The organism is Bradyrhizobium sp. Bra64 (genome assembly GCF_024519875.1).
GTDB lineage: Bacteria > Pseudomonadota > Alphaproteobacteria > Rhizobiales > Xanthobacteraceae > Bradyrhizobium > Bradyrhizobium japonicum_G.
On sequence record NZ_JALJRD010000001.1, the window covers coordinates 150745 to 170159 of the forward strand.

General features: G+C 64.0%; 16 protein-coding genes. 8 read left to right on the top strand and 8 right to left on the bottom strand.

Going from position 1 to position 19415, the window contains the following annotated elements; genetic code table 11:
* Positions 1–208 precede the first annotated feature (208 nt).
* From NR187_RS00690 to NR187_RS00705, 4 genes are all read left to right on the top strand, one after another.
* Complete coding sequence (locus NR187_RS00690; RefSeq protein WP_256805482.1) at positions 209–3610, top strand: helicase-related protein; 3402 nt, start codon at positions 209–211, stop codon at positions 3608–3610.
* 21 nt (positions 3611–3631) lie between these two features.
* The gene (locus NR187_RS00695; protein WP_256806189.1) at positions 3632–3901 is read left to right on the top strand and encodes an RNA-binding S4 domain-containing protein; all 270 of its coding nucleotides are present in this window, start codon (positions 3632–3634) and stop codon (positions 3899–3901) included.
* Positions 3902–4033: 132 nt separating this feature from the next.
* Positions 4034–4372, top strand: coding sequence for a ferredoxin FdxA (gene fdxA, locus NR187_RS00700; protein ID WP_211386164.1), 339 nt, complete (start codon positions 4034–4036; stop codon positions 4370–4372).
* A 344-nt stretch (positions 4373–4716) separates the two neighbouring features.
* Positions 4717–5550: a CarD family transcriptional regulator gene (locus NR187_RS00705; protein ID WP_256805483.1), complete on the top strand. Its 834-nt coding sequence runs from the start codon at positions 4717–4719 to the stop codon at positions 5548–5550.
* Between the two features lie 304 nt (positions 5551–5854).
* Here the strand turns inward: NR187_RS00705 and NR187_RS00710 are convergent, their stop codons facing one another.
* Genes NR187_RS00710 through cyoA form a run of 7 tightly spaced genes read right to left on the bottom strand, consistent with a single transcriptional unit; the run spans position 5855 to position 12778 of the window.
* A complete protein-coding gene (locus NR187_RS00710; protein ID WP_211386166.1) occupies positions 5855–6388 on the bottom strand; it encodes a response regulator transcription factor in 534 nt (177 codons plus the stop codon).
* Positions 6378–7757 (bottom strand): ATP-binding protein, encoded by a 1380-nt coding sequence (locus NR187_RS00715; protein WP_256805484.1) that lies wholly within the window; start codon positions 7755–7757, stop codon positions 6378–6380. Before NR187_RS00715 ends, NR187_RS00710 begins: the two co-directional genes overlap by 11 nt.
* Positions 7729–8577: an SURF1 family protein gene (locus tag NR187_RS00720; protein ID WP_256805485.1), complete on the bottom strand. Its 849-nt coding sequence runs from the start codon at positions 8575–8577 to the stop codon at positions 7729–7731. The genes NR187_RS00715 and NR187_RS00720 overlap by 29 nt, the downstream gene beginning before the upstream one ends.
* The gene (gene cyoD, locus NR187_RS00725) at positions 8574–8954 is read right to left on the bottom strand and encodes a cytochrome o ubiquinol oxidase subunit IV (RefSeq protein ID WP_211386169.1); all 381 of its coding nucleotides are present in this window, start codon (positions 8952–8954) and stop codon (positions 8574–8576) included. Before cyoD ends, NR187_RS00720 begins: the two co-directional genes overlap by 4 nt.
* A complete protein-coding gene (gene cyoC / locus NR187_RS00730) occupies positions 8951–9580 on the bottom strand; it encodes a cytochrome o ubiquinol oxidase subunit III (protein ID WP_256805486.1) in 630 nt (209 codons plus the stop codon). Before cyoC ends, cyoD begins: the two co-directional genes overlap by 4 nt.
* Entirely contained in the window at positions 9581–11578 is a 1998-nt protein-coding gene (cyoB, locus tag NR187_RS00735) for a cytochrome o ubiquinol oxidase subunit I (RefSeq protein WP_256805487.1), read from the bottom strand.
* Positions 11579–11617: 39 nt separating this feature from the next.
* Positions 11618–12778: a ubiquinol oxidase subunit II gene (gene cyoA, locus NR187_RS00740; protein WP_211386172.1), complete on the bottom strand. Its 1161-nt coding sequence runs from the start codon at positions 12776–12778 to the stop codon at positions 11618–11620.
* Between the two features lie 180 nt (positions 12779–12958).
* Between cyoA and NR187_RS00745 the strand changes: the two genes are divergently transcribed.
* Entirely contained in the window at positions 12959–14287 is a 1329-nt protein-coding gene (locus NR187_RS00745; protein ID WP_256805488.1) for an MFS transporter, read from the top strand.
* A gap of 45 nt (positions 14288–14332) precedes the next feature.
* On the opposite strand, the gene NR187_RS00750 is transcribed toward NR187_RS00745, so the two are convergent.
* Entirely contained in the window at positions 14333–15229 is an 897-nt protein-coding gene (locus NR187_RS00750; protein WP_211386174.1) for a LysR family transcriptional regulator, read from the bottom strand.
* A gap of 243 nt (positions 15230–15472) precedes the next feature.
* Here NR187_RS00750 and NR187_RS00755 point away from each other — a divergent pair, with 243 nt between their 5' ends.
* The 3 genes from NR187_RS00755 to NR187_RS00765 all read left to right on the top strand — a co-directional run bounded on the left by NR187_RS00755 (position 15473) and on the right by NR187_RS00765 (position 19396).
* Complete coding sequence (locus tag NR187_RS00755) at positions 15473–15883, top strand: TadE/TadG family type IV pilus assembly protein (RefSeq protein WP_256805489.1); 411 nt, start codon at positions 15473–15475, stop codon at positions 15881–15883.
* A gap of 1 nt (position 15884) precedes the next feature.
* Positions 15885–17546, top strand: coding sequence for a pilus assembly protein TadG-related protein (locus NR187_RS00760; protein WP_256805490.1), 1662 nt, complete (start codon positions 15885–15887; stop codon positions 17544–17546).
* Positions 17547–17728: 182 nt separating this feature from the next.
* Positions 17729–19396, top strand: a complete 1668-nt coding sequence (locus tag NR187_RS00765; RefSeq protein WP_211386177.1) for a PAS domain-containing methyl-accepting chemotaxis protein — start codon at positions 17729–17731, stop codon at positions 19394–19396.
* Positions 19397–19415: the final 19 nt, after the last annotated feature.

The following is a 19415-nucleotide window of genomic DNA, read 5'->3' on the forward strand; positions in this document are numbered from 1 at the left end:
TGGGGAGCGGCGCCACGCACTCCGCTGTTTGATCCCCTCACCCCGAGGAGGCCGCGCAAGCGGCTGTCTCGAAGGGCGAGGGGCCCGGCTCCCTCCATGGCACCATCCGGGCCTTCATCCTTCGAGACGCGCTGACGCGCTCCTCAGGATGAGGGTCGGCACAACGGCACTGACATTCGCCCCAATCCGCCATTACCTAATCTCCCAGATGCCCTTTTCTTCCTCCCCCTTCGCTTCCGAGCGGCTCCCCGGCGCCGGCGTCACTGCGGTGCTCGGCCCCACCAACACCGGCAAGACCCATCTCGCCATCGAGCGGATGCTCGCGCATCCCTCCGGCATGATCGGCCTGCCGCTGCGCCTGCTCGCGCGCGAGGTCTACAACAAGATCGCCGCGCGGGTCGGCAGCGAAGCCGTCGCGCTTGTGACCGGCGAGGAGAAGATCAAGCCGAAGAGCCCGCGCTATTGGGTCTCGACCGTCGAGGCGATGCCTAGGGATCTCGACGTCTCGTTCCTCGCCGTCGACGAGGTCCAGATCGCCTCCGATCTCGAACGCGGCCACGTCTTCACCGACCGCATCCTCAACCGCCGCGGCCGCGACGAGACGCTGCTGCTGGGCGCCGCCACGATGCGCCCGATCATCGAGCGGCTGCTGCCCGGCGTGTCCATGATCACGCGGCCGCGGCTGTCGCAGCTCGAATTCGCCGGCGACCGAAAGATCACGCGGCAGCCGCGCCGCACCGCCATCGTCGCCTTCTCCGCCGACGAGGTCTACGCCATCGCCGAGCTGATCCGCCGCCAGCACGGCGGCGCCGCCGTGGTGCTGGGCTCGCTCTCGCCGCGCACGCGCAACGCGCAGGTCGAGATGTTCCAGAACGGCGAGGTCGACTATCTCGTCGCCACCGACGCCGTCGGCATGGGCCTCAATCTCGACGTCGACCACGTCGCCTTCGCCTCCGACCGCAAGTTCGACGGCTACCAGTTCCGCCGGCTGACGCCGTCCGAATTCGCGCAGATCGCCGGCCGCGCCGGCCGCGCCACCCGCAACGGCACCTTCGGCACCACCGGCCGCTGCGCGCCGTTCGAGCCCGAGCTCGTCAACGCGCTGCAGAACCACACCTTCGATCCCGTGAAGATGCTGCAATGGCGCAATTCGAGGCTGGATTTCACCTCGCTGGGCGCGCTCCAGGTCTCGCTGAACCAGTCGCCCGGCCACGAGGCGCTGACGCGCGCGCCGATCGCCGAGGACATGCGCGTGCTCGACCACGCCGCCCGCGACGTCGAGGTGCGCGACACCGCACATGGCAAGGAAGCGGTGGAACGGCTGTGGGAGGCCTGCCAGGTCCCCGACTACCGAAAACTGTCGCCGGCGGCCCATGCCGAGCTGGTGACGACGCTCTACGGCTTCCTGATGAAGAAGGGATGCATTCCCGATGCCTGGTTCGCGGCCCAGATCGACCAGGCCGACCGCGTCGACGGCGACATCGACACGCTGTCGGCCCGGATCGCGCAGATTCGCACCTGGACCTTCGTTGCCAACCGCCCGGACTGGCTCAAAGACCCCGAACGCTGGCAGGGGATCGCGCGGGAGGTCGAAAATAAATTATCGGATGCGCTCCATGAACGCTTGACTGAGCGTTTCGTTGATCGCCGGACCAGTGTATTGATGCGCCGCCTGCGGGAGAACACGAGCTTGAATACGGAAATCGGCAAGACCGGCGAAGTCATCGTCGAAGGCCATGTCATCGGCCGTCTCGATGGCTTCACCTTTGCACCGGATGCGGCGGAAGCCGGCTCCGATGCGAAAGCCTTGCAGGCTGCCGCGCAAGCGGTGCTCGCCGGCGAAATCAACGCGCGCGCCGAAAAACTGGGCAACGCGCCGGACGATCAGTTCGTGCTGACCTCAGAAGGCACCATCCGCTGGACCGGCGATGCCGTGGCGCGGCTGTCCGCCGCAGAGGATGCGCTGCATCCGCGTATCCGCATCATCTCGGACGAGCGTCTCACGGGCGGCCCACGCGACAAGGTGCAGGCCCGGCTCGAGCTCTGGCTCAAGACGCATATCGAAAAGCTGCTCGGTCCGATGTTCGAGCTGTCCAAGGCCGAGGACGTCACCGGCATCGCCCGCGGCATCGCCTATCAGCTCGTCGAGGCGCTCGGCGTGCTCGAACGGCCCAAGATCGCCAACGAGCTGAAGGATCTCGACCAGCCCTCGCGCGCGACCTTGCGCAAATACGGCGTCCGCTTCGGCGCCTATCACCTCTATTTCCCCGGCCTCTTGAAGCCCGCCGCGCGTGCGCTGGCCGCGCTGCTCTGGGCGCTGAAGCAGGACAATGTCGATCTGTCGTCGCTGTCGGGCGCGCAGCATCTGGCATCTTCCGGCCGCACCTCGTTCCCGGTCGACAAGCAGCTGCCGCGCGATGCCTATCGCGTGCTCGGCTACAAGCAGGCCGGCGAGCGCGCCGTGCGCGTCGACATTCTGGAGCGCCTGGCCGATCTGATCCGCCCGGCGCTGGCCTGGCGCGACAATTCGCCCGGCGAAAAGCCCGCCGGCGCGTTCGACGGCCGCTGCTTTGTCGTGACGCAGGCGATGACCTCGCTCACGGGCTCGGCCGGCGAGGATTTCGCCTCCGTGCTGCGCGCACTCGGCTACCGCATGGAGAAGCGTCCGCCGCTGCCGCAGAAGCCGGTCGTGGCCGAGACGGTCGCCGCAGAGACGCCGCCCGCGGAGGGCAGCGCCGACGCATCGAGCGAGACCGCGGCCGAGGCCGTTGCCGGCCTGCCTGAAGAGGCAGCCGCATCGATCGAAGCCGCATCAGCAGAGCCGGTCACCGTCGAAGACGCGCCCGGCATGGAGCTGCACGACGAGCCCGCGCATGAGGAGCCGGTCCTCGAAGCGTCGGCCGAAGCTCCCGTCACGCCGGAAGATGCCCCCGGCATCGCACCGCCGGCAGAAGAAGTTGCGGCCCCCGTTGAAGCTGCCGAAGAGATCGCGCCCGCCGAGACCGCTGCTACGGAAGCTGCCGCATCCGCCGATGCCGCTGCGCCTGCGGAGGCTGCAGCTGCGCTCGCCGAGCCTGAGCTCGTCGAGGTCTGGCGTCCCGGCGGCCGTCACGAGGACCGCAAGCCGCGCCACGAGCGCCATCGCCACCAGCGTCATCACCAGCGTCCGCAGACCGGTGCCGAAGCCGGCGCCGCGCCCGCCGAGGCTGCGCCCGGCGAAGCTGCCGAAGGCGCGAAGCCGGGCGAGCGCCATCGTCATGGTGGTCATCGCAGAGATGGCGGCAGGGATTTCCGCAAGCCGCGCGAAGGTGGTGGCGAAGCTGCGCCGCGTCCCGAGGGACGTGACGACAAGAACCGCCGCTTCGAGGGCAAGGACCGCGACAACAAGGATCGCGATCGCAACAAGGGCAAGTTTGGCGGCGATCGCGACAAGGGCCGCGACAATCGCGGCCGCGACCGCGACAAGGGCCGCGACCGCCAGGGCGGGCCGTCGCTGCGGCCCTACGCCTCGAGCGCGACCCCGCGCGAGCGCGATCGTCCGGTCGATCCGAACTCGCCCTTCGCAAAACTCGCTGCGCTGAAAGAGCAGCTGTCCGGTCGTAAGGAGTGACCCACGACCGAGCGGCAGCGCATCGACAAATGGCTGTGGCACGCGCGGGTGGTGAAGGCGCGCACCTCCGCCGCTGAACTCGTCGAATCCGGCCACGTCCGCGTCAACGGCGCGCGCGAGAGATCGCCGGGACATGCGATCAAGATCGGTGACGTCCTCACCATCGCGCTCGATCGCACCGTGCGGGTCCTGAAAGTCACCGCCTTCAACGAGCGCCGCGGCGATGCAGCCTCGGCGCGCGTGCTCTACGAAGAGGTCGGCGACGGTGATCCAAACTCTCGGCGCAATTAATTGCGCTTTGAGTTCATTTCTTGGTCGATCGAGCACATAAAGCCGTCATGATCGACCGTTCCCGACCTTGCAGCGCCGGGCCATCCGCGCTACGCAAGCCGCGACTTTTGAAAGAGCTTTTCGGAGCGTTGGATGACTTACGTCGTCACTGAAGCCTGCATCAAGTGCAAGTACACCGACTGCGTCGAGGTCTGCCCGGTCGACTGTTTCTACGAGGGCGAGAACATGCTCGTCATCCATCCTGACGAGTGCATCGACTGTGGTGTGTGCGAGCCGGAATGTCCCGCCGACGCCATCAAGCCGGACACGGAACCTGGCCTGGAAAAATGGCTCACCGTCAATGCCGACTACGCCAAGAGCTGGCCGAACATCACCCAGAAGAAAGAATCACCTGCCGACGCGAAGGATTTCGACGGCCAGGAAGGCAAGTTCGAGAAATATTTTTCTCCGAACCCCGGCTCAGGCGACTAATTCGGGCTTAAACTTAACCCTAATAGCGGCGTTGCCGCCGAAAACCAGCCCTCATCACCCCTAAATCATTGATTTTTGCGGGAAATGTGCTATATTGGGCACATTAAGCCGAACCCTGTCAGCCCCGTTGGCCCCGCTGGGTTCCCGTGAAACCAAATGTCGAACAGGGGCGTGGCAGTTTCCGCGCGCAGGCTGTGTCACAGAAAACGCGTAAAAAGAGTACTTCAGCGAGGGCCTCCCATAAGGAGCCCAAAAAAGTCGCCGCGGCCAGCCGTAGCGCATCCAAGGGTCGGACCGCGACGAAGGCACCGGCTGCAAAGTCCTCGAAGAACAAAAGAAGCGCAATGCCTAACAAGACTGCCAAACCGGCCGCGAAAGCGACCGTTGCCAAGCCTGCTGCTGCCAGGCCTGCTGCTGCCAAGCCTGCCGTTGCCAAGGCCCCTGCTGCCAAGCCCGCTGCGCCGAAGGCCCCTGTTGCTGCTGCTCCTGCCAAAGCCCCCGTTGCCGCCGCCAAGCCGGCCGTGAAGCCCGCCGCTGCTGCGCCGAAGGTCGAGGAAAAGAAGGTCGTGACCCAGCGTCAGGGCTTCAAGGCCAACGAATTCGTCGTCTATCCCGCTCACGGTGTCGGCCAGATCCTGGCCATCGAGGAGCAGGAGATCGCCGGCGCGAAGCTCGAGCTGTTCGTCATCAACTTCATCAAGGACAAGATGACCCTGCGCGTGCCGACCGCCAAGGTCGCCAATGTCGGCATGCGCAAGCTGTCCGAGCCTGCGCTGGTGAAGAAGGCGCTCGAGACGCTCAAGGGCCGCGCCCGGGTCAAGCGCACCATGTGGTCGCGCCGCGCCCAGGAATACGAAGCGAAGATCAATTCGGGCGACATCGTCGCGATCGCGGAAGTCGTGCGCGACCTCTATCGTTCCGAGTCGCAGCCCGAGCAGTCCTACAGCGAACGCCAGCTCTACGAAGCGGCGCTCGACCGTCTCTCCCGCGAGATCGCGGTGGTGCAGCACTCGACCGAGACCGAAGCGGTCAAGGAGATCGAAGCCCAGCTCGCCAAGAGCCCGCGCCGCACCGGTGCCAAGTCCGAAGCCGCCGAAGGCGAGGGTGACACGGATGCCGAGGGCGATAGCGACGATACCGAGGGCGACGGCACCACGGTCGCCGACGAGGCGGCGTAAGCGTCTCGCGCGTCGATCGCAACAGATCAAAAGCCCGGCCTTGCGGCCGGGCTTTTTGTTTTCGGATCAGCTATGGCCGTGGTCGATTGTTTGACGAGCTGGTCTCGGTTCTGCCCTGGCTGCTGCCGGCCTATACCAAGCGATATTTGCCGGAGACGGTCACCACCCGACCTGTGCGCGGAGAGGCACCCACGCTCGACCTCGTTGTCGCCCACCACAAGGCGAACAAGTCTCCGGTCCGGAAGCTGCTGAGCATGATCTTTTCGGAAAACCGCTTCGCACTTTTCCGGATCATGCTCCAGGCCTACTTCACCGGCCTCTTTTCCAGTTTCCGTGCCAGCGTGCGGCGGTGCATCCCGAGCCGCCGCGCGGCTTCCGAGATGTTGAAATCCGTCTCGATCAGCGTCTGGTGGATACGTTCCCATTCCAGCGTCTTGATCGAGGTCGGCCGCGCATCGAGCGCGACTTCGGTGTTGCCTTCGGCCTTGTTGAAGGCGGCTTCGATGTCGTCTGTGTTCGACGGCTTTGCCAGATAGTGGCAGGCGCCGAGCTTGATCGCTTCGACGGCGGTCGAGATGCTGGCAAAGCCCGTCAGCACCACGATCAGCATGTCGGGATCGTGCGTGTGCAAAAGCTCGACGCAGGCGAGGCCCGAGGCGCCGCCAAGCTTGAGGTCGACCACGGCATGTCCGAACGAGCGCTCCTCCAGCACCTTGCGGACGTCCTCGATCGAGGCGGCCAGCACGACGTCGTAGCCGCGGCGTTCGAACGAGCGTTTCAGCGTGCGCGCGAAGCCGGCATCGTCCTCGACGACGATGAGCGAACGGTCAGGCGTCAAAGCTGCCTCCGATCGCAAGCGTAGCCAGTGGCAGCGTGAGGCGGACCGTGGCGCCGCGCTTCCTGTGGTTCTCGGCGGTCACGCTGCCGCCCAGCTTGCGCACCACGTTCACCACCAGGAACAGGCCAAGCCCGCCGCCGGTGCGGCCCTTGCTCGACTGATAGGGCTTTCCGAGCTGCGCCAGCATTTCCGGCGCAAAGCCGGGACCGCGGTCGCTGATCGACAGCACGAGGTTGTCGCCCTCGCGCTCGGCAACGAGCTCGACCCAGTCGCGCGATACCTCGTAGGCGTTGTCGAGCACGTTGAAGATCACCTGCTTCAGCGCGACGTCGGAGACGATCGCGACGTCCTCGCCGAAGGTGTTGACGAAATAGAGCGTGCGGGCCGAGCGCGCGTCGCGCCACTCTTCCACCAGCGCGATGACGAAGGCCGTCACCGTCGTCGGCGATGAGCCCTCGCCGCGCGCTTCGCCGGCCGACACCAGGATGCCCGTGACGATGGACTTGCAGCGTTGCAGCGAGGTCTCCATCTCGGCGAGATCCTCGGCGAGCTCCTGGTCGGCGGCGAGATCCGGCATGCGGCGCCAGTCGCTCAGGATCACCGAGAGCGAAGCGAGCGGCGTGCCGAGCTCATGCGCCGCACCGGAGGCGAGCAGGCCCATGCGCACGATATGGTCCTGCTCGGCGGCATGCTGGCGCAGCGCCGCCAGATGCGCATCCCGTTCGCGCAGGTTGCGATTGATGCGGGTGACGAACACCACCAGCAGCACGGCGTTGAGCATGAAGCCCAGCAGCATGCCGGCCACGGTGAGGCTGTAAGTCTCGCTCAGCGGATTCGGCGGCAGCTCGAGCGGCCGGTGGGCCAGGGTCAGCCAGATGAAGCTCGCGCAGGTCAACGCGACCAGCGACCAGGTCGAGCGACCATCGAGCAGCACCGCGCCCAGCGTCACCTGAAGCAGGAACAGCGAGGTGAAAGGATTGGTGGCGCCGCCGCTGAGGTAGAGCTGCGCAGTCAGCGCCGCGACGTCCAGCATCAGGGCGACCAGCAGCTCGTTGTTGGTGATCGCGGCGCGATGACGCACCCAGACGAGGCTGGAGACGTTGAGAAAGACCAGCGCGCCGATCACCGCGCCCATGCGGGTGAGGGGCAGGGGAATGCCGAGCCAGAAATGCACGCCGCCGATGGTCACGATCTGGCCGACCACCGCGGTCCAGCGCAGCTGGATCAGCAGCGCCATGTTCTTGCGGTTGGTCTCGTCGTCGGTGGGCGCGGCGCCGATCAGCTCGCTGCGCGCGTCCGCCTGCGATTGCAGCGTGACGACGCCGTGCGTTCTTCCGTCGTCAGGTCGGCTCGACGATCGTTCCAGCATCTGATCCCGTCCTGCGGGCGACGGTATCGGACCCGCCGGCCGGTTCGTGGACGAAGCGCCTGCGACGGAACAGCCCGCCGCCGAAGGTGACGAAGAGTCTACCCGCCAGCATGAATGCCAGGGCAAACCACGTCAGCGCGTAGATCAGGTGGTTATTGGGAAAGCGGACCACGGTCAATCCGCCGATTGGCCCGCCGCCGGATTGTGATCCGGCGTCGGCATCGACGAAGAAGGGCGCGACGTGATCGAGGCCGCGTGCCGCAGCAATCGCGGCGACATCCCGCGAGTACCAGCGGTTGTGCTGAGGCACGTTGTTCCGGAGGAATCCGCCCTTCGGCTCCGTGATGCGCAAGAGCCCGGTGATTGCGACCGCACCTTCGGGATTGCCGTCCCGGCGGGTCGATGCGTCGCGTCGCTCGGACGGCACGAAGCCGCGATTGACCAGGACCATCGTGCCGTCGCTGCGCTGAAGTGGGGTTAGGACCCAATAGCCGGCGCCTTCCTCGGTGACGGCCTGAACCAGCGTCTCGCGGTCATGCAGGAAGCGGCCTGCGGCGCTGACGTGCCTGTACTCGTCATTCGCGGAGGAGACGGCAAGCCATGACGTGGGCGAGGGGACCGGCTGGGCCCGTGCATGAATGCGCTGCTCGACGCGGTCGATCAGCGCCAGCTTCCAGGCGCGGCGCTCGATCTGCCAGACGCCGAGCGCGATCAGAAGCACGAAGGCCGTGAGCGAGAGGACCGTGAGCCACAAGGACGGACGCCCGGCCTTGCGGCCAGCGCCCGTTGCCTTGCCTGTCACGGTCCCCAACTCGCTCATTTCATCCCGGTCATTTCGTGCATCGGCATCATGTTGCTGTTGAGGTGGTTCATTACCCACAGCGAACCGGACAGCGCGATCACCACCATGACGATGGTGAAGATCAGCGCCATCATGCTCCAGCCGTTCTCGGACGTCGTGTTCATGTGCAGGAAGTAGATCATGTGCACGACGATCTGCACGACCGCGAAGGCCATGATGACCAGCGCGGTGATCTGCTTGCTCGGAAGCGCGCCGCTCATCACAAGCCAGAACGGGATCGCGGTCAGCACGACCGAGAGCACGAAGCCGAGCATATAGGTCGAGAACGAGCCGTGGGCGTGGCCGTCGCCGTGGTGATGGTCGTCCGCGTGGGCGGCATGGGTGTCGGTGTTCATCGCAGAACTCCCAGGAGATAGACGAAGGTGAAGACGCCGATCCAGACCACGTCGAGGAAGTGCCAGAACATCGACAGGCACATCAGGCGGCGGCGGTTGGCCTCGATCAGGCCGAATTTCCCGACCTGCACCATCAGGGTCACCAGCCAGATCAGGCCGCAGGAGACGTGCAGGCCATGGGTGCCGACCAGGGTGAAGAAGGCGGACAGGAAGGCGCTGCGCTGCGGCGTGGCGCCTTCATGGATCATGTGGGCGAACTCGGTGAGCTCGATGCCGATGAAGGCGAGGCCGAACAGGCCGGTGATCGCCAGCCACATCTGGGTCTGGGCGATCTTGTTCTGCTGCATCGTCAACATGGCGAAGCCATAGGTGATCGAGGATAGCAGCAGCATAGAGGTGTTCACCGCGACCAGGTCGAGGTCGAACAGGTCCTTCGGCGCGGGGCCGGCGGCGTAATTGGCGCCGAGCACGCCGAACGTGGCGAACAGCATCGCGAAGATGAGACAGTCGCTCATCAGGTAGATCCAGAAGCCGAGCGAGGTGCTGTAGCCTTCCGGATGCGGGTGTTCGTCGGCGAGATAGAAGACCGGCTCGCCGGTTTGCGAGGGATTGACAGCGACAGTCATTTACTTGGCTCCGGCGAGCAGTTTGGTGCGCGCGTCCTCGGTCCGGATGACGTCGTCAGCCGGAATGTGGAAGTCGCGGTGATAGTTGAAGGTGTGGCCGATACCGACGACGAGCATCGCGATGAAGCTCGCAGCCGCCAGCCACCAGATGTACCAGATCAGGCCGAACCCCATCGCGGTGGCGAAGCCGGCGAGGATGATGCCGGTGCCGGTGCTGCTCGGCATGTGGATCGGCTTGAACCCGGTGAGCGGACGCTGGTAGCCCCGGCGCTTCATGTCCCACCACGCGTCATTGTCGTGAACGACGGGCGTGAAGGCGAAGTTGTAGTCCGGCGGCGGCGAAGAGGTCGCCCATTCCAGCGTGCGCGCATCCCAGGGATCGCCGGTGACGTCCTCGAGCTGCTCGCGCTTGAGGAACGAGACCGCGAACTGCATCAGCATGCTGAGAATGCCGAGGAAGACCAAGCCAGCCCCGATCGCGGCGATGACGAACCAGATCTGCAGGCTCGGGTCATCGAACACGCGCAGGCGGCGGGTCACGCCCATCAGACCGAGCACGTAGAGCGGCATGAAGGCGAGGTAGAAGCCGGTGACCCAGAACCAGAACGACAGCTTGCCCCAGAACGGATCGAGCTTGAAGCCGAACGCCTTCGGGAACCAGTAGTTGATGCCGGCGAACGCGCCGAACACCACGCCGCCGATGATCACGTTGTGGAAGTGCGCGATCAGGAACAGGCTGTTGTGCAGGACGAAATCGGCCGGCGGCACTGCGAGCAGCACGCCGGTCATGCCGCCGAGCACGAAGGTCAGCATGAACGCGATGGTCCACATCATCGGCAGCTCGAAGCGGATGCGGCCGCGATACATCGTGAACAGCCAGTTGAACATCTTCGCGCCCGTCGGGATCGAGATGATCATCGTGGTGATGCCGAAGAACGAGTTGACGCTGGCGCCCGAGCCCATCGTGAAGAAGTGGTGCAGCCAGACCAGGTACGACAGGATGGTGATGACGACGGTGGCGTAGACCATCGAGGTGTAGCCGAACAGGCGCTTGCCGGAGAAGGTCGAGGTGACTTCCGAGAAGATGCCGAAGGCGGGGAGAACCAGGATGTAGACCTCGGGATGGCCCCAGATCCAGATCAGGTTCACATACATCATCGGGCTGCCGCCGAAATCGTTCGTGAAGAAGTTGGTGCCGACGTAGCGGTCGAGCGAGAGCAGCGCGAGCACGACGGTCAGGACCGGGAAGGAGGCGACGATCAGGATGTTGGTGCAGAGCGAGGTCCAGGTGAAGACCGGCATCCGCATCATGGTCATGCCGGGGCACCGCAGCTTGACGATGGTACAGATCAGGTTGATGCCGGACAGCGTCGTGCCGACGCCCGCGACCTGCAGCGCCCAGATGTAATAGTCGACGCCGACATCGGGACTGTAACCGATGTTCGACAGCGGCGGGTAAGCCAGCCAGCCGGTGCGGGCGAATTCGCCGATGAACAGCGAAGCCATCACCAGCACCGCGCCGCCGACCGTCATCCAGAAGCTGAAATTGTTCAGGAACGGGAACGACACGTCGCGCGCGCCGATCTGGAGCGGCACGACATAGTTCATCAGGCCGGTGACCAGCGGCATCGCCACGAAGAAGATCATGATCACGCCGTGGGCGGTGAAGACCTGGTCGTAGTGATGGGCGGGCAGAAAACCCTCGGAGCCACCGAATGCGAGCGCCTGTTGCGCGCGCATCATCAGTGCGTCGGCGAAGCCGCGCAGCAGCATCACGATGCCGAGGATCATGTACATGATGCCGATGCGCTTGTGGTCGACGGTGGTGAACCACTCGCGCCACAGATAGCCCCAGAGGCGGAAATAGGTCACGCCGGCGAACAGCGTGATGCCGCCGAGCGCGACCATCACGAAGGTACCGACGAGGATCGGCTCGTGCAGCGGCAGCGAATCGATGCCGAGACGGCCGAAGATGAGCTTGAGAAGATCAGGAGACATGCGAGCTCTCTTTAGGAGGCTGACTTCAGGAGTCTGACTTCAGGAGTCTGACTTGGGACGTTGTCCGAGGAAGAAGGACGAGGCCTTCAGCGGCGTGAAGGTCGGCCGCTTCAGGCCGGCGCCGAGCAGTGGCGTGGTGTCGATGGGCGCCGTGATGGACGCGGTGGTCTTGCCCTGCGGGGCCTCAGGCGTGCAGGTGCCGGCGACGAAGGTCGGCTCGGGCCCAAGCGCGGTGCCGCGGCGGGCATACTTGTCGTAGGCCAGCGGCAGGGTGTTGTTCAGGCCCTCATGGCCGCGCCCGCCCTTGGCGTCGATCGCCATCATCTCGCTCTGACACATCTTGCCGGTCTCGACGCACATGTTGAGGATCAGGCGGTAGAGATCGGAGTCGATCGTGCCGTAGCGGCGCACCGGCTCGTTCTGGCTCGGCTTCTCGAGCTGGAGGTATTCGGCGCGGCCAAGCGAGCCGCCCGCGGATTTGGCGCTGGCGATCCAGGCATCGAAGCCCTTGTCGTCGAGCCCCTGGAAGTTGAAGTGCATGCCGGAGAAGCCGGCGCCGCTGTAGTTCGCCGAGAAGCCCTTGTAGGTGCCGGCGTGGTTCACGACGGCGTGGAGCTTGGTTTCCATGCCCGGCATCGCGTAGATCTGGCCGGCCAGCGCCGGGATGTAGAACGAGTTCATCACCGAGGACGCCGTGATGCGGAAATTGATCGGACGATCGACCGGAGCCGCGAGGTCGTTGACGGTGGCGATGCCGTAGTCCGGATAGATAAAGAGCCACTTCCAGTCGAGCGCGACGACGTCGACCTCGAGCGGTGCCTTGGACTGGTCCACGGCACGATCGGCATGGATGCGGCCGAGCGTGCGATAGGGATCGAGCAGATGCGTGCCCATCCAGGTCAGCGCGCCCAGGCAAACGATGATCAAAAGCGGCGCCGACCAGATCACCAGCTCGAGGCTGGTCGAGTGGTCCCATTCCGGCTCGTAGCGGGCTTCGGTGTTGGACTGGCGATAGCGCCAGGCGAACAGCACCGTCAGCGCCATCACGGGGACGACGATCAGGAGCATCAGGACGGTGGAGATGATGACGAGGTCGCGCTGCTGCGCGGCGATATCGCCGGCCGGCGCCAGCACGACGTAGTTGCAGCCACTGAGCGCAACCGCCAGGGGTAGCAGCGCCAGGATCTTGAGACGGGACACGGGCCGAGCCTTTGAGAATGAGTTTCCTTTGCGAGGCCAACGGGTAGCTGCGGCGCAGCAATCCGGACATTGGACAATTTGTCCAATGTTGCAGTGCGGAATGTTGGGCCAGACAGGTCGAGATTGCCTGGCGCCCGCCGGGCGGTCGGCTTTGGTTTTCAGGACGTTAAGGGCACACGAATGGCGACGGCACAGACCCCCGCAATGGCAGACCTCCACTCGGGCGAGCACGGCCACGACCAGGCCAGTCCCGGCGAGATCGCCATCGGCGTCATCATCGGCCGCACCTCGGAATTCTTCGACTTCTTCGTCTTCGCGATCGCCTCGGTGATCGTGTTCCCGCGCCTGGTGTTCCCGTTCGCGAGCGAACTGACCGGCACCCTGTATTCCTTCATGATCTTCGCGCTGGCCTTCATGGCCCGGCCGATCGGCACCGTCATTTTCATGACGGTCGACCGCGAGTACGGCAAGACGGCCAAGCTGATCTCGGCGCTGTTCCTGCTCGGCACCGCCACCGTCGCGATTGCGTTCCTGCCCGGCTATCACGAGATCGGCGTTGCCGCGATCTGGCTGCTGGCGCTGGCGCGCGTTGCGCAGGGTCTGGCCTGGGGCGGCGCCTGGGACGGCATGGCTTCGCTGCTGGCGCTGAATGCGCCGTCCTCCAAGCGCGGCTGGTACGCGATGGTGCCGCAACTCGGCGCCCCGCTCGGGCTGATCGTGGCGAGCGCGCTGTTCGCCTATTTCGCCGGCAATTTGTCGGCCGACGATTTCTTCGACTGGGGCTGGCGCTATCCGTTCTTCGTCGCCTTCGCCATCAACGTCGTGGCGCTGTTCGCCCGCCTGCGCATGGTGACGACGGAGGAATATGCCTCGCTGTTCGAGACCCGCGAATTGCAGCCCTCGCGCATCTCCGAGACGGTCGCGCGCGAAGGCCAGAACATCATGCTCGGCGCGTTCGCGCCGCTGGCCAGCTTCGCGCTGTTCCACATGGTCACGGTGTTTCCGCTGTCCTGGGTGTTCCTGTTCACCCGCGAAAGCCCGGTGCGCTTCCTGATCATCGAGATCGTCGCCGCCGTGTTCGGTGTCGTTGCGATCGTGCTCTCCGGCGTCATCGCCGACCGCGTCGGCCGCAAGTCGCTGCTGATGGGATCGGCGATCGCGATCGCGATCTACAGCGGCTTCGCCCCGCAACTGCTCGACGCCGGCGCGTTCGGCGAGACCATCTACATGGTGATCGGCTTCATCCTGCTCGGCCTGTCGTTCGGCCAGTCGTCGGGCGCGATCGCCTCCAACTTCAGGCAGACGTATCGCTACACCGCCTCGGCGCTGACCTCGGACATGGCCTGGCTGTTCGGTGCCGGCTTTGCGCCGCTCGTCGCTCTGTTGCTTGCGACCAATCTCGGCGTCATCGCCTCGGGTGCGTACCTGCTCTCCGGCGCGTTCTGGACCCTGCTCGCGCTCTGGCTCAGCGGCCAGCGCGAGGCCGGCGACATGGACGCGGGCGGTTGAGCCCATTCGCCGGCGGTCGACTGGCGTGCAGCCGGTTGGGAAGACTCATCCGCTTGAGCTGGCCTGATGCCCAGCTGCAGGTGAGTTGCCACTCAGGCCCACGAGAAGCGAGGAAAGTCGTCTGGCCAGCTGCTTGACGTCGGTGGTCGTCAAACCTTCGCGAACGCACACGACGCCACGAGACGGTGCGAGAGCGGGAAGATAGTAATCTCTCGATTTTACTATGCCTGAAGGCGCCAGCACGCCAGGCATGGCCGATATGCCCAAGCCGGCCATGATGGCTCTTTCGCGAACCGCCGAATCGGAACTTCGAAGCACGATGCGGTATGCAATTCCGCTCCGATCCAGCGGGCCAAGCATCCAGCTGTCCTCCGGGGGACTGACGATCGGCACCGGCGCGCCGGGCCTCGTGACGAAGTCCTGAGACTTGACCCAGGTTGTTTCGAACACGACTTCGTCGACGATTAAGCGTTCGATGTCCGGGTCGGAGCCGTCATGCAGGAACAGGCACGCGACGTCGATAAATCCCTCGCAGAGACCCCGTCGGATCTCGCTGGAATGCTCCGCCAGAACGAAGACGGTAGAGAGATCCTCCCGGTTGAAGTCATCGAAGAGCGCCTTTGCAAATAGCTGGCTCACGCCGAGGCGGCGCGCGGAGGCCTTGTCCGATCCCCCCAGCCTGAGGAGCTGGTCATTGGCGTCGATGATTCGACGGGCCTGCAGAAGTGCGAGCTTGCCGAGTTCGGTCAGGACCGTTCCGTTTGCGGTCCGCGTGAACAGTTCGCCGCCGACGAGCCCCTGGAGCCGCTTCACCTGAGCGCTGATCGCGGGCTGGCTGAGATACAGCCTCTCGGCCGCCTTCGACATGCTGCCCGTTTCAGCAATGGCGACGACCGTCCGCACAATTTCCATGGGGATATTGAGGGGCTGGTGTCGAAGCATCCGGTCTCCTGCAATCGAGCTTGATCGCGACTTGTCTCTCAACTCGATGGTGCGCTGTCCATTTTGTACAATTTTCGTAGCTCTTTGGTTAAACTTGCTGCGCTCGCCGATGGCGCCGCCTGAGCCGAATCTATGGCTCTATAAGTATCTATACATCCCTCAACCTCCGCGTGCTTCAATTATACGCTTCGTAAAAACGCCTTCCGTCAAGCTGCGGAGAATTCGAGCAGAGAGGCGGGTCGAATGCGTTTTCTTTCAAATCAGAGCGGTGCATCGGCTGTCGAGTTCGCCATTTTGCTTCCGGCGTTTTTGACAATCATCTTCGGTATCGTGGTATTCGGATCCTATCTCACGATGGTCCACGGTGTTCAGCAGCTCGCAGCCGAGGCGGCGAGAACATCGATAGCAGGCTTGACCAACAGCGAGCGCAATAACCTTGCGACTTCCTACGTCACGACCAACGTCGCCGGCTATCCTCTGCTTGAACCTGCGAAAGTCAATGTGATTGCTGCCCCATCCGGGTCGGACCCGAATGTCTATGTCGTGACGGTCCAATACGACGCGTCGTCCAACTTTATATTCACGCTACCGTTCACACCGCCGATGCCCTTCCCGATCACACGGTCGGCGGTAATTCCTTACGGAGGGTTCTAGAATGAGACGCGAGTCGGTCGTTCGTCGCTTTGGTGCCGATAGCTCGGGCAACTTCACGATCATGGCTGCGGGGCTCATGACACTCGTCATCGGCTGCACCGCCCTCGGCGTCGACGTTGGCGCAATCTTCGCCGACAGGCGAAAGGCGCAGAGTGCGGCCGATCTCGCCGCGATCGTTGCGGCCAGCAATCTCAGCAATGCCTATAATGCGGCATCCGCAACCGTCGTGAAGAACAAATATTCGGCCAGTTCGCTCGTTGCCGTGGACCTCGGCACCTATACTCCGAATTCTGCCGCATTACCGCAGGCTCGCTTCGTGACGCCCGCGACCGGATCGGCAAACGCAGCGCGGGTCACGCTGAAGACCCAGACGCCGCTCTATTTTGCGCGCTATTTCACCGGCCGTGACCAATTCACGATCAATACGACGGCGACAGCTTCCAGCACTGCGCTGGCCTCATTCGCAATCGGCTCGCGGCTGGCCTCGATCAATGGCGGTCTTCTGAACGCCATGCTTGGCAGCATGCTCGGTACCAGCCTCTCGCTGTCGGCGATGGACTACCAGTCGTTGATCAATGCCAGGGTCGACGCCTTCGACTTCATGTCCGCGCTGGCGACACGCTTGAGCCTGACGGGCGTGACGTACAACAGCATTCTATCGGACAACATCAGGATGTCTGACGCGATCGCAGCAGCGCTTGCCGCGCAGCAGAACACGAATGGGGCGAGCCAGGCGACGATTGCGCTATCGACCATATCGCAGGCTGTGTCCAGCCTCTCGACCAAGGTCAACCTCGCCTCGCTGATCGATCTCGGCCCCTATAGCGGCCTCACCGTCGGCCAGAAGCCGAAGGTCGGCGTCAGCGTCTCGGTGTACAGCCTGCTGTCAGCGATCGCGGAAGTGGCCAATGGCACGCATCAGATCGCAACATCGGTCAATCTCGGACTGCCCGGGATCTTGAACGCCAGCCTGGTTGCGACGATCGGGGAAAGGCCCGTCGGGTCGGGGTGGGTTGCGGTCGGCGCCCAAGGCGCGAGCGTTCACACCGCCCAGACCAGAATCCTGCTCACGGTGCAGGTCGGAGGAAGCGGCATCGTTCCGGCGGTCAATCTTCCGCTCTACGTCGAGATTGCCCAGGGAACGGCCACGCTGAACAATATTTCCTGCAGTCATCCGGACGTCAGCAATTCGACGGTCACGCTCGGCGTGACGCCCGGCATTGTCGATGCCTGGATCGGGAATGTATCCATGGCCGACATGACGAACTTCACCAGCAAGCCGAACCCGCCGGCTGCGGTTCTGGTCAGCGTAGGTGGACTGAACGTATCCGGCCGCGCGCATGCGGCGATGGGCAATACGTCGGCGACGCCGGTGACCTTCACCTATGTCGACATCCAGTCTCAGTTGGCGAAGACGGTCTCGACGCAAAACTTCACGTCGTCGTTGACGTCCAGCCTGTTGGGCGACCTCTCGCTCAGCGTCAATGGCGTCGGCCTTCCGATTCCGGGCCTGACGTCGGCGGTCAGCGGCACCCTGGCCGGAGCCACCGGTTCGATCGATCAACTCATCGTCTCCACCTTGTCGACGCTCGGCGTCGGAGTCGGTCAAGCCGATGTCTGGGTTTCCGGAATCCGTTGCGACGGCGCGGTGCTCGTCAACTAGCTCGTTCGCAGGGCTGTGCTCGACCTGGTCGCGCGCCATGTTGATGCGGCGCACCTCACGGTCGACGATTTCACGCGATCTGAATGGGGCATAACGGATGATGATGAAGCCCTGCGCATAGTCGTTAGCTTCTGTTTGCAACGATGATTGCAATGACATGACGGCCATGGGGGATAAGTCGGATGCTGGGAATGCGCAAGCGGAGCGACGTCGATCATGCGTTCGCGCAGGTCGAAGCCATCAACAAGTCGCAGGCAGTGATCGAATTCAAGCTCGACGGGACGATCATCACCGCAAACGAGAACTTCCTCCAGGCGACGGGGTACGGTCTCGACGAGATCCGGGGGAAGCATCACAGCATCTTCTTGCCTGCAGCGGAGCGTGACACGGCGGAGTATCGCGAGTTCTGGTCGCGGCTGAAGCGGGGCGAATTCCAGTCGGCGCAATACAGGCGTGTCAGGAAGGACGGCACGCCGATCTGGATCCAGGCGAGCTACAATCCCGTTTTCGATAAGTCCGGAAAGCCGGTCTCCGTGATCAAATTTGCCACAAACATCACGGCGGGAAAGATCAAGGCGATGGAGGACGCCGGAAAAATTGCGGCCATCGACCGTGCCCAGGCCGTGATCGAGTTCAACCTCGACGGAACGATCATTGCGGCAAACGGCAATTTCCTGAAGACGATGGGATATGGCCTCGACGAAATCATCGGCAAGCATCACAGCATCTTCGTCGACGCGGGCCAGGCTGCAAGCCCCGCCTATCGCGAATTCTGGGCGACGCTGAACAGGGGTGAACACCTTTCGGCCGAATACAAGCGATTCGGCAAGGGTGGGAGGGAGATATGGATCCTCGCATCCTACAACCCGATCCTCGACGAGACCGGCAAGCCCTTCAAGGTGGTCAAGTTCGCGACCGATATTACCGAGCAGAAGTTGAGAGCGGCCGATACCAACGGCCAGATCGAAGCCATCAAGAAATCCCAGGCGGTGATCGAATTCGATATCGACGGCACCATTCGCTGGGCGAACCAGAATTTCCTCGCCGCGATGGGGTATGGGCTGTCCGAGATTCAGGGACGGCATCACGGCATGTTTGTCGAAGCCGCCTACCGCAACTCGCCCGAGTACGCGGAATTCTGGCGGAAGCTCAATAGCGGCGAGTTCCAGGCCGCCGAGTACAAGAGACTTGCCAAGGGAGAGCGGGAGATCTGGATCCAGGCGTCTTACAATCCCATCATGGATCTCAATGGAAAGCCCTTCAAAATCGTGAAGTATGCAAGCGATGTCACCGCGCAGGCGGTCGCACGAATGAAGGCCGAGCGGGCGCGAGAACTGATCGACTCGGTTGCTGCGGGTAGCGAGGAAATGAACGCGTCCATCCGGGAGATATCGGAGACCATGGTGAAGTCGCGGCAGACCACGACGAACGTCGTCAATCAGGTGGAGGCGGCCGACACGCAGGCGAGGCGGCTGAGTTCCGCCGCCGAATCGATGAGCGGTATCGTCGACCTGATCGGCAACATCACCGGGCAGATCAACCTGCTGGCGCTGAATGCCACGATCGAATCGGCAAGGGCCGGCGATGCGGGCAGGGGTTTTGCGGTCGTCGCGTCCGAGGTGAAGGGATTGGCCAGCCAGGCCAAGCAGGCCACCGAGAAGATCACGAGCGAGATCGAGGCTCTGAACGCCGTCTCCGGCGACGTTGCGGGCTCGCTGGCGGCGATCCGCTCCGCCATCGGGCATGTGAGCGAGTATGTCGCGAATACCGCGGCGGCGGTCGAGGAGCAGAGTGCGGTCACCAACGACATCGCGTCGAACATGCAGCGAGCTGCGGCCGAGTTGGCGTGAGATCGTGCGGGCGGGCGGT